10 protein-coding genes are annotated in these 11273 nt (G+C 71.1%); 7 read left to right on the top strand and 3 right to left on the bottom strand.

The genetic code is table 11. The annotated features are described in order from the left end of the window. Positions 1-56: 56 nt before the first annotated feature. Positions 57-425 (bottom strand): signal peptidase I, encoded by a 369-nt coding sequence (locus tag JHN45_RS33670; protein ID WP_201052856.1) that lies wholly within the window; start codon positions 423-425, stop codon positions 57-59. Between the two features lie 14 nt (positions 426-439). Next, positions 440-1159 (bottom strand): DUF6461 domain-containing protein, encoded by a 720-nt coding sequence (locus tag JHN45_RS33675; protein ID WP_201052858.1) that lies wholly within the window; start codon positions 1157-1159, stop codon positions 440-442. 185 nt (positions 1160-1344) lie between these two features. On the opposite strand from JHN45_RS33675, the gene JHN45_RS33680 reads away from it, so the two are divergent. After that, positions 1345-2541, top strand: a complete 1197-nt coding sequence (locus tag JHN45_RS33680; protein WP_236584403.1) for a serine/threonine-protein kinase — start codon at positions 1345-1347, stop codon at positions 2539-2541. A gap of 22 nt (positions 2542-2563) precedes the next feature. Here the strand turns inward: JHN45_RS33680 and JHN45_RS33685 are convergent, their stop codons facing one another. After that, complete coding sequence (locus tag JHN45_RS33685; protein WP_201052860.1) at positions 2564-3175, bottom strand: hypothetical protein; 612 nt, start codon at positions 3173-3175, stop codon at positions 2564-2566. Between the two features lie 707 nt (positions 3176-3882). On the opposite strand from JHN45_RS33685, the gene JHN45_RS33690 reads away from it, so the two are divergent. From JHN45_RS33690 to JHN45_RS33715, 6 genes are read left to right on the top strand one after another with little or no spacing between them, the layout of a single operon-like run. Further along, positions 3883-5055 carry an acyl-CoA dehydrogenase family protein gene (locus JHN45_RS33690; protein ID WP_236584404.1) on the top strand — a complete coding sequence of 391 codons (1173 nt, stop codon included), beginning with the start codon at positions 3883-3885 and terminating at the stop codon, positions 5053-5055. Between the two features lie 46 nt (positions 5056-5101). Further along, on the top strand, positions 5102-6766 hold the full coding sequence (locus JHN45_RS33695) for an ABC transporter substrate-binding protein (protein ID WP_201052861.1): 1665 nt from the start codon (positions 5102-5104) through the stop codon (positions 6764-6766). Further along, complete coding sequence (locus tag JHN45_RS33700) at positions 6748-7710, top strand: ABC transporter permease (protein ID WP_201052862.1); 963 nt, start codon at positions 6748-6750, stop codon at positions 7708-7710. Before JHN45_RS33695 ends, JHN45_RS33700 begins: the two co-directional genes overlap by 19 nt. 3 nt (positions 7711-7713) lie before the next feature. Next, positions 7714-8592 carry an ABC transporter permease gene (locus tag JHN45_RS33705; protein ID WP_201052865.1) on the top strand — a complete coding sequence of 293 codons (879 nt, stop codon included), beginning with the start codon at positions 7714-7716 and terminating at the stop codon, positions 8590-8592. Continuing rightward, a complete protein-coding gene (locus JHN45_RS33710) occupies positions 8589-10427 on the top strand; it encodes an ABC transporter ATP-binding protein (protein ID WP_201052866.1) in 1839 nt (612 codons plus the stop codon). The genes JHN45_RS33705 and JHN45_RS33710 overlap by 4 nt, the downstream gene beginning before the upstream one ends. Then, positions 10424-11203, top strand: coding sequence for a thioesterase II family protein (locus JHN45_RS33715; protein ID WP_201052867.1), 780 nt, complete (start codon positions 10424-10426; stop codon positions 11201-11203). The genes JHN45_RS33710 and JHN45_RS33715 overlap by 4 nt, the downstream gene beginning before the upstream one ends. The last annotated feature ends 70 nt before the right edge of the window (positions 11204-11273 follow it).

Below are 11273 nucleotides of genomic sequence, written 5' to 3' on the forward strand. Positions count from 1 at the left end.
AACCCCGCACCCGAACCCGCCGCCTGACGAGCCCGGGTGCCGGCCATTCCTCTTCGCTATTCCGGTGTCACCGCATAGCCGGACACCGACGGCCAGCGAACCGTCACCAACACGGATTCCTCTTCCGCGAACCAGGAATGGTCGACTCCGGGACCCCACACGACGTAATCCCCCTGCTGCTCCAGAAGAACGCTCCGCTCCGGGAATTCCACCCGGAACCGCCCGCTGACAAGCACCAGAAGAGCGGTCCGCTCGTCGCCTCTCACCCATTCCAGGCGTTCGTCGCCCTGCGGATGGATACCCCACTTGACCTCTACGGCGTCGGTGTGGCGAGGGTCGTCGGATTCCTTGAAATGACCGAGGAGCCATCCTCGGTCAAGTGGCGCGTCCTTGCCCGCATTTCCCACATATATATTTCCGCTCATAAATCCAGACCTTATCAGCCATCATTTTCGATGTGCACGTAGGTCCGCACGCCGTGCGCATCCGTGATGTCGATGATGATGCCCTTCCAGTCCTCGACCGGCTCCTCGGGCACCGCGGCCGTCCGGTATTCGGCCAGCGCCAGCAGTTCCGCGGTCACCCGGACCCCGGTGAGGCGCTCGGCCAGTGCGAACACCGCCGCTTTGCGATCGGCACGGGAGATCTCTTCGTCCGTGAGGCCGAGACCGACCTCGCATATCAAGGAATTGAGCTCGTCCGGGGTGCTGCCGCCTCGGACCCTGGGCCATTCGAAATGAGTGCGCAACTCCCCGTTCTCGTACCAGTGGAAGAATTCCATGGGCTTCCCGCCATTGCTCGAATGGGAGACGGCACGGGTCCCGGCCGAGAGGGTTTCCATGAAGCCGGGCGGCCACGAATCCCCACCGAGGGCCAGAACGAGAGCCCAATCGCCTTCCTCACCCGGGACAGCGCACGCTCCCGCGAGGACGTAGGGGCCGTCCTGGCCCTCGGATTCTTCGAGAAGCTCCTGATGTCGCTCGATCAGTTCGTCGGCCCCTTCGCACACCCCCCTCGGCTCGGCACCCGCCAGGGCGAGCAGCTGCTCAGGAGGGACTCCCCGCACCAGAGTCAGGGTGTATCCGCTCTCCAGGGCATAGCGGAACGGTGATGAGAAGTCGCGTATCCAGCCGTAGTCGGCCGCGGTCGCTGTGGTCATGGAGTGCATGCTGCCAGCCGCCACTGACACCCGGCCCGGCCCGATCGGTCCGACCGGCGATCCCCGATCGTGGGCGAACACCCTCGGCCCGCCAGTAGGGTAGGGAAGCTGCGGCCTCCCCACCAACACCCGTCCCCGCAAAGGGACATGGGCCGTAGCGGTCGAGTCGGTCTCACTGCGTGAGGATGAAACAACAGGTGCTGATAGCGGGCCGGTACCGGCTGCACGTCGCCATCGGACGTGGCGCGATGGGCGAGGTCTGGCAGGCGTACGACGAGGTGGGCGGCAGACCCGTGGCCGTCAAACTCCTGCACGCCCAGAACTCCGAACCCACCGCCGCCGCCCGCTTCCGCCTGGAGGCGCAGACCGCGGGCCGGCTCAGCCATCCCCATGTGGTCGGTGTCCTCGACTTCGGCGAGCAGGAGGGCCGGCTGTTCCTGGTGATGGAACTGGTCCAGGGCGACAGCCTCTCCCATGTGCTCGCCCAGGCCGGGTCCCTGCCCGCCGAGCAGGTGGCCCGCATCGCCGCCCACTCGGCCGCCGGGATGGCCGCCGCGCACGAACAGGGCATCGTGCACCGGGACATCAAGCCCGGCAATCTGCTCCTCGACGGCGACGGATCCGTGAAGATCGCCGACTTCGGGATCGCGCAGTTCATGAACGACCCCGGTGGCGCGCTCACCGCGACCGGCCAGATCGTCGGGACGAGCCTGTACATCGCCCCCGAGCGTGCGCTCGGCCAGCCCGCCGGGCCGCCGTCCGACGTCTACTCGCTCGGCTGCGTGCTCTACCAACTCCTCGTCGGACAGCCGCCGTTCCGTGCCGGCAGTGCCATCGCCGTGCTCCATCACCACCTCGACACGCCCCCCGTGCCGCCACGGGAGCTGGGCGTCGGGCTGCCGCCCGCCTTCGAGAACTACCTGCTCGGGCTGCTCGCCAAGCGGCCCGAGGACCGCCCCACGGCGGGGCAGGCGGCCAACTGGTTCGCCACGGGTGCGTGGAAAGGGCTCGCCGAGCCGCTCCCCGCCGCCGCGCCGCAGCCCGCGCCGGTGCCGGTGCCGCGTGCGGCCTACCGGGAGGCGGTCGGCGAGCCCAGGGCGAACTCGGCTTCGGGGTCCGTGACCACGTACGCCTTCCCCACCTCCGTCGGCAGCACCGCTCCCGCCCACCGGACGCGGCGTCGGCCGCGCGAGGGGGTCCGCGCCACCGCCGGACGGCGGTCGCAGACAGCGCGGACCTCGCGCACATCGCGGACGGTGGTCATGGTCGCCGCCGTGCTGATCTTCCTCGGGGCGCTGCTGGTCGGCGTGACGTTGTTCTCGCCCGACCACAGCTCGGCGGACACACCGGCGACGAACCCGCCCAGCGCCACCAGCCCCTGACGCGCCGGCCGGCCCGTACGAGTCAGCGCGCGGACCGGTTGTCCTGTTCGAGCAGCCCGGGCTCTTCGATGCAGTCGAGCAGGAACGGCACCAATCCCCATTCCAGCAGGGCGAGTTCCCACTCCTCCTGTATCCAGCCATCCTCGGCCGTTTCCTCGCCGGCGGTCGTCCGGGCCGGTGCCTTCCACGACCAGACAAGGTCCCCGACGATGGCCCCGGCGGCCACGGCGCCGACGATCAGCCCGGCCGTCATCACGCCGTCGCCGACGTAGGGCCGCCCGACGAAGGCGCGGAAGGCGAAGCCGAGCGCCAGCAGCGCGACCGCGACGACGGCCACGAAGGCGAGGGCGGCCATCAGCCAGCCGCCGCCCCGCTTCCCGGGCACTGCCGGGGAACCGGTGTCGCCACGAGCGTCCTGTCGGCCGCCGGCCTCCACGTACTCGCGGTACTCGGCCGCGGCCGCCTCGGCGATCGCGGCCCGCTCGCGGAGCGCGCGCTTGCGCAGGCACTCGCGGTCGAGCTTCCCGCAGGACCGGCCCAGCGCCTCCCTGACCCGCCCGGAATCCAGCGCCCGGCACAGGAGCCGTTCGAAAGCCGAGCCGACGTCCGGCCCTGAATGCCCTGGATCCCGCATGGCTCTCCCCCGATGAATCAGTGCCCGCGGCAGCGGGAGCCGACCGCGCGCGTGAGCGGTCAGGGGAGGAGAGTGTAGTGGCTCCGGCTTACGGGACCGTGAGAGGGACGTGCGACCAGGGGCGGCGCCCCGCGAGCTGTCCGCGTGATCCAAACAGGGAACATGATCCAAGTACCCGAGTCGGAACACCGTCCGGCCTGGAGCAGGGCCACGAGCACGCAGGTCTCCAGGACGGGCCCGCCGAATCGGCGCAGGCCGGAGCGGCATCGATAATCACGACCGATCGGTTTTGATCAGAATTCGGCATTGGACGCAGGGCACCATCGTCGTTCATGCTCAAAGGCATGTTCAGGTCTGTGACTGCTACGGAGTTCGGCCGGTGCCCGGCCGGTGTCTGCGTATGCCTGCAGGGGCGAAGCGCTCGCCTGATGCCCTGCCTGACGCAGTGCCGAGTCGTCGATTTCGGCAAGGTCAAGTCGACCAGCTGTCGTTGAGCCGGTGACGGTCCCCAGCTCCTGACACGGCCTCGGTCCCGCCCCGACCGGCGTTCCAACTCTCCCTCGCAGCACGCCTGTTGTCACACCCACAGCGCGCGGCAGCACTTTCCGCTGCCCCGCGCCGCTCACCCCACGTGTCCGGACAGCTACCGAGCCACAAGGAACAGACATGGTCACCGCATCCCCGTCTCCCGCCCCGGTGGGGCGCTCATGAGCTCCGCCACCGAAAGCCGACTGTTACCCGCAGCTCTCGACCGCCTGGACGAGGTGACCGCGTCGCTCGCGGCGACCGCCGCCGAGCACGACCGCACCGGGGCCTTTCCGCACGCGCCGATCCAACTCCTGCACGAGACAGGGTTGTTGACCGCCGGCGTCGATCCCCGGTACGGCGGTTCCGGCGCAACCTTCACGGAGGTCACGAGGATCCTGCTGGCGCTCGGCCGCGGCGACCCGTCGACCGCGCTGATCGCCGGCATGACCATCGTCCCGCACCTGCTCCAGACGCGGAGCCCGTGGCCGGCGGAGCTGTACGCGCGGGTGCTGGCCGAGTCCGCCGTACGGCCGACTCTCCTCAACCACGCGCGGGCGGAACCGGAGATGGGTTCCTCCTCGCGGGGCGGGCTGCCCGCGACCACCGCGCGGCGGACCGCGAACGGCTGGTCGATCCGGGGGCGGAAGCGGTACGTCACCGGTGCGGAGGGTCTCAGCTACTTCCTGGTGTGGGCCGCGACGGACGAACCCTCGCCCAGGGTGGGCAACTTCATCGTCCCCGCCGGCACCCCGGGCATCGAAGTGGTCCCCACCTGGCACCAGTTGGGGATGCGCGCGACGGGCAGCCACGAGGTGGCGTTCACCGATGTCGAGATCCCCGCCGAGTACACGCACGAACTGGCCCTGCCCGGCGCCCCACCGGCCCCCGGCACACTGCCCGGCAGCATCCTGCTCCTGCTCTCGTCCGCCATCTACCTGGGCGTGGCCCGCGCCGCGCAGTCCCACGTGCACACCTTCGCCCATGACCGTGTACCGCCCGCGCTGGGCCGCCCGTTGGCCACCACGGGCCGGTACAAGCGGGCGGCGGGCGAGATCGAGACCCTGCTCACCACCGCCCAGCAGCTGATCTTCTCGGTGGCGGACCGGGTGGACCGCGGCGACCCGGTCAGCGGTGTCGACGCGCTGGCCGCCAAGGTCGTGGTCGTCCGCCATGTCAACACCGCCGTCCACACCGGGCTGCAGCTGCTCGGCAACCCCGGTCTGGCCCAAGGCAGCCCGCTGGAACGGCACTTCCGTGACATCCAGTCCGCCGGAGTGCACGCACCGGGCGAGGACGCCATCCTGCCGCTCGTCGGCGCGGCGGCCCTCGCGGCGGAGGCACCGGATGTCTGAGCCGACCGCATCCCTCAACGCCCCTCTTCACGCCAGGAGTTGGCCCATGCGTCCCACCGTGTCCGCGACCAGAACCGGCCGTCTCCTCGCGGCGACGCTGAGCTCCCTCCTCCTGCTCACCGCCTGCTCGTCGGGCGAGGACGGCACCAGCGGGACGGGGTCCAACACACCGGTCCAGGGCGGCACCCTGACCGCCGCCGTCGACACCGAACCCGTCTCCTGGGACATCCACGCGAGCACCCAGGACGTCACCGCCGAGATCCAGCGCCAGGTCTTCGACTCACTGGTCTCGCAGGACGCTCAGGGCAAGTTCCACCCCTGGCTGGCCACCAAGTGGGAGGTGGCCGCCGACTACAAGAGCTACACCTTCCATCTGCGTGACGACGTGACCTTCAGCGACGGCACCAAGCTGGACGCCTCCGCCGTGAAGGCCAACTTCGACCACATCGTGGCCAAGTCCACCAAGTCGCTGTACGCGGCCAGTCTTCTCGGCCCGTACACCGGCACCCAGGTCGTCGACGCCCACACGGCGAAGGTCACCTTCTCCAAGCCGTTCGCCCCCTTCCTCCAGGCCGCCGGCACCACATACCTGGGCCTCTACTCCCCCAAAGCCCTTGCGGCGAACGCCGGGAAGCTCGCCGCGGGCGGTCCGGCCGACGTGGGCAGCGGACCCTTCGTGTTCAGCAGCTACACCAAGGGCCAGTCGGCGGTACTGACCCGCAACCCCAAGTACGACTGGGGTCCCGCGACGGCCAAGCACACCGGCCCCGCCTATCTGGACAAGCTCGTCATCCGCTTCCTGCCGACGGCGTCGGTGCGCGCGGGCGCGCTGACGAGCGGTCAGGTGCAGGTCGCGAAGGCCATCCCGCCGCAGAACGTCACGACGGTCAAGGCGACCCCCGGTCTCTCGCTCATCTCCCGGCAGGCGCCGGGCGGCAACTACAACCTCTGGCTGAACGGCTCGATCGCCCCGCTCGACGACCAGCGCGTCCGCCAGGCGATCCAGCGTGGCATCGACATCGGGCAGGACGTGAAGACGGTCACCTTCGGGCAGTACCCCCGCGCCTGGAGCCCGATCAGCCCCACCACACCCGACTACGACAAGTCCCTGGAAGGCAGTTGGCCCTACGACCCGAAGCTGTCCGCGAAACTGCTGGACGAGGCGGGCTGGACCGGCCGCGACGCCCAGGGCTACCGGACGAAGAACGGCAAGCGGCTCACCGTGAACTGGCCGCTGCTGTCGATCCAGGCCACCCGTGAGGGACGCGACGTCCTCGCCCAGGCCATCCAGGCCGACCTGAAGAAGATCGGCGTCGAGGTGAAGCACCCCAGCCTGGACCTCGGCACCTACAACACCGAGGTCTACGGCGGCAAGGCGAACTTCGTCGACCTCAGCTGGCCCCGCTTCAGCCCGGACGTGCTGTGGCTGTTCCTCAACTCCGGGAGCGCGCCCGCCAAGGGCGGTATCAACGCCACGTTCGTCAAGGACGCCGACCTCGACAAGTGGACCGACGAGGGCCGCGCCACGTTGGACGAGAAGGTCCACGCGGACGTCTACACGAAGGTGCAGCAGCGGGCCGTCGACCTCGCCCTCGTGGTCCCGCTCTACACCCAGGTCTCCCTCGTCGGCGAGTCGGCCAAGGTGAAGGGGCTGACGTTCAACGCCAGCAACTGGCTGACGTACTACGACGTTTGGCTGGACTCGAAGTGACGGCGGCCTCGGCGACGGCCCTGACCCGCGCGGCCCTGCGGCGGCTGGGTTCGGCGGTGGCGGTGCTGGCGGGGGCGGCGACCCTGGCCTTCCTCGCGCTCCAACTCATCCCCGGGGACCCGGTGTCGGTGCTTCTCGGCCCGTCCAACGCCGGGTCGCCGGCCGTGCGGGCCGAGATCAGCCGGGAGTACGGCTTCGACCGGCCCGTCGCCGTCCAGTACCTGCACTACCTGGGCCGGTTGCTGCGGGGCGACCTGGGAGAGTCGTACCAACTCCAGCGTCCGGTCGGGTCGTTGATCGGTGACCAGCTGCTGCCGACGGTCCAACTCGCCCTGGCCGCACTGGTTCTGGCCGTCGTCCTCGCGGTGCTCTCCGCGGTGGCGACGGCCGGGCGCCGGCCCGCGCTGCGCGCGGTCGCCTCGGTGTGGGAGCTGGTCGCCGCGTCCACCCCGTCGTACTGGGTGGGGATCGTGCTGCTGACGGTCTTCTCCTTCCGCTTCCACGCCTTCCCGGTGGCGGGCGCCGACGGCTTCGCCTCGCTGGTGCTGCCCGCCGTCACCCTGGCGCTCCCGCTCACGGGGGTGCTGGCGCAGGTGCTGCGCGAGGGTCTGGAGGCCGCGCTGGAGCAGCCGTTCGTGGTCACCGCCCGCTCGCGCGGGGTCGGTCAGACGGCGGTACGGCTGCGGCACGCGCTGCGCCACTGCGCGGTGCCGCTGCTGACGCTGGCCGGGTGGCTCACCGGTTCGCTGATCGGCGGGGCGGTGCTGGTGGAGACGGTCTTCGGCCGGCCGGGCATCGGCTCGCTCGTCCTCCAGGCGGTGAGCGCGAAGGACATGCCGGTGGTGATCGGTGTGGTGCTGCTGTCCGCGTTCGTCTTCGTCGTGATCTCCACGGTCGTGGAGCTGCTCTATCCCGTCCTCGATCCGCGGCTCAGGAGCGCCTGATCCATGGCCAGTTCACTCCTCCCCGATCTCGGCGCCGCCCTGCCCGCCCCGGCGGGGGTACGGCGACGGTGGGCCGGACCGCCGCCGACCGTCGTGCTGGCGGGCGCGCTGCTGCTGGTCATCGTGCTCGTCGCGGTGGCGCCCGGCCTGTTCACCGGCGGCTCGCCCACCGCGACCGACCCGGTGGCCGCGCTGCGCGCCCCGAGCTCGGCGCACTGGCTCGGCACCGACCAGCTGGGCCGCGACCTGCTCACCCGGATCCTCTACGGTGCCCGCCCGTCCCTGCTCCTCGGCTTCGGCTCGACGGTCATCTCGGTCGTCGTGGGCGCGGCCCTCGGCCTGGCCTCGGCGCTGGGCGGACGCGCCGCCGACCAGCTCCTGATGCGGCTGGCGGACATCCTGCTGGCCCTGCCCGCGCTGCTGCTGGCCCTGCTGGTGGTCTCCGTGCTGGGCACCGGCACCGTCAACGTGATGACCGCCATCGGCATCGCCTTCGTCCCCGGCTACGCCCGGCTGGTGCGCGCGGAGGCCCTGGTCGTACGGCGTTCCGCGTACATCGAGTCGGCGGTCGCCCTCGGTCTGCCGCGCCGTCTGATCGTGCTGCGGCATGTGCTGCCGAACGCGCTGGCGCCCCTGCTGACCCTGGCGACCGTCGGCTTCGGTACGGCGCTGATCTCGGCGTCCGGGCTGAGCTTCCTGGGGCTCGGCCCGGCCGCGCCCTCGCCCGAGTGGGGCGCGCTGCTCTCCTCGGGCCGCGACTTCCTCCAGACGGCGTGGTGGATCGGGGTGTTCCCGGGTGCCGCCGTCACCACGACCGTCATCGCCGTCAACGTGGTCGGCCGTTTCGCCCAGCAGCGCTTCACCCGGAGGACCACGCGATGACCGTCACCGAACCGCCGCTGCTGACCGTCGAGGGACTGGACGTGACCTTCCGGCGGCGCGGCGAGGTACGCGCCGTGCGTGATGTGTCGTTCACGATCGGCCGGGGCGAGTGCTTGGCCGTGGTCGGCGAGTCCGGGTCGGGCAAGAGCGTCACCGCCCGCACCCTGCTGGGGCTGACGGGAACTCACTCCACGGTCAGGGCACGGCGGTTGGACTTCGACGGCACCGACCTGGGCGCGCTGTCCGAGCGCGGCTGGCGTGCCGTACGGGGACGCCGTATCGGCCTGGTTCTCCAGGACGCCCTGGTCTCGCTGGACCCGCTGCGCACGGTGGGCGCCGAGGTCCGGGAGACGCTGCTCACGCACTCCCTGGCCCGGGGTGCCGAGGCGGACGAGCGGACGCTCGCGCTGTTGTCGGACGCCGGGATCCCCGATCCCGCCCGCAGGGCCGCGGAGTATCCGCACCAACTGTCCGGCGGGCTCCGCCAGCGCGCCCTGATCGCGTCCGCGCTGTCCGGCTCGCCCGAACTGCTGGTGGCGGACGAGCCGACGACGGCCCTGGACGTGACCGTGCAGGCGCAGGTCCTGGATCTGCTGGGCGGTCTGGTGCGGGCGGGTACGGCACTGCTGCTGATCAGCCATGATCTGGCGGTGGTGGCCAGGCTCGCCGACCGGGTCGCCGTGATGTACGGCGGCCTGATCGTCGAACAGGGGCCCGCCCGGGACGTGTTGAAGGATCCCCGGCACCCGTACACCCGGGCGCTGCTGGCGGCGGTGCCGACGATCGGTTCCAAGGGGCAGGCGCTGTCCGTGGCCGTACCGGAGCAGGGCGAGGCCGCGGGGCCCGCCGGCTGCCCGTACGCGGCGCGGTGCGCCGCCGCCGACACGCGCTGCCGCACCGAACTGCCGGTGGCCGCGTCCGACGGGGACGGGCATCTGACGCTCTGCTGGTACCCCGGCACCCCGACTCCGCTGCGGGCACTGGACGCGGTGCGGCCCGTGACGACCCCGGTGCGGAAGACCGAACTCGCCGAGGAACAGTCCCTGTTGGACGTCGTGAATGTCTCCAAGGGGTTCCGGGCGCCGGGCGGCGGCTCCTATTCCGCCGTGCGCGAGGTGTCGTTCCGGATCGGGGTCGGGGAGACGCTCGGGCTGGTCGGCGAGTCGGGGTCGGGCAAGACGACCACGGCCCGCATCGTGCTGGGGCTGGTGGAGCCGGACGAGGGGACCGTGCGTTTCGAGGGCGAGCCGTGGAGCGGTCTGCCGGAGCGGCGGCGCCGGGACCGGCGGCTGCGGATCCAGGTCGTCCACCAGGATCCCCTGGGCTCCTTCGATCCCCGGCACAGTGTGGAACGCGTCGTGGCCGAGGCGGTGGCCCGGGCCGGGGTCAAGCGCGGCCGGGACCGCACCGCGCGGGTGAATGAACTGCTCGGCCAGGTCGGGCTGTCCGCCCGGCTCGGGGACCGGCGCCCGCTGGAACTGTCCGGCGGGCAGCGCCAACGGGTGGCGATAGCCCGGGCGTTGGCGACCAGGCCCCGGCTGATCGTGTGCGACGAGCCGGTGTCCGCGCTCGATGTGTCGATCCAGGCGCAGGTGCTGGATCTACTGGCCGAACTCCAGCGGGAGTTGGGCGTGGCACTGCTGTTCATCTCGCACGACCTGGGTGTCATCCACCATGTCAGCGACCGGGTGATCGTGATGAAGGACGGACGGCTGGTCGAGACCGGTAACGTGGGACAGCTCTTCGACCGCCCGGCCCACCCGTACACCCGCGAACTGCTCGCCGCACTGCCCCGGCCCGACCGGAGCCAGGAAGGACAGGGATCACCCGCATGACGACGGACGTGGACACCGACCTGTGGATACGACGGTTCCATCCCGCCCCGGAGGCGACCGCCCGTCTGGTGTGTTTCCCGCACGCCGGGGGGTCGGCCGGCTTCTACTTCGCGCTCTCCCGGCTGCTCCACCCCCAGGTGGAGGTGCTGGCCGTGCAGTACCCGGGGCGCCAGGAGCGCCGAACGGAGCCGCAGATCGAGGACATCGAGACGCTGGCCGGTTCGATCGCCGACGTGCTGGCGCCCTGGTGGGGTGAGCCGCCCGCGTTCTTCGGGCACAGCATGGGCGCGCTGGTGGCGCACGAGACGGCCCGCCGGCTGGTGGCCTCGACGGGCTCGGGACCGGCCGCGCTGTTCGTGTCCGGCAGACGGGCGCCGTCCACCACTCGTGAGGAGCGGCTGCATCTCGCCGACGACCAGGCTCTCGTGGCGGAGATCGTCCGGCAGGGCGGGACTCCGCCCGAGCTGCTGAGCGAGCCCGGGCTGATCGAGTTGATCCTGCCGACCCTGCGCGGCGACTACCGGGCCGTCGAGCGCTACCGGCACCGGCCGCCCACCCCGGCCGAGGCAGCGCTCAAGGCCCCGGTCACCGTGCTGGTGGGTACCGAGGATCCGAAGGTGACGGCGGCCGAGGCACGGGCCTGGGAGCGCCACACCGACGGTCCCACCGAGGTGCTGAGCTTCCGCGGCGGCCACTTCTTCCTCACCGAACACCACGAACGTATCGGCGAGTTGATCCGTGCGCGGCTGCTTCCGGGCGCCGCGTCCGCACCGTAGCGGAACGGATCCCCGTCGTTCTTCGCTGCCCGGATGGACGTCACCGACGGCGTTGACGTCCGAGCTACCT

This window comes from Streptomyces sp. MBT53, assembly GCF_016654115.1.
In the GTDB taxonomy this organism is placed as follows: Bacteria; Actinomycetota; Actinomycetes; order Streptomycetales; family Streptomycetaceae; genus Streptomyces.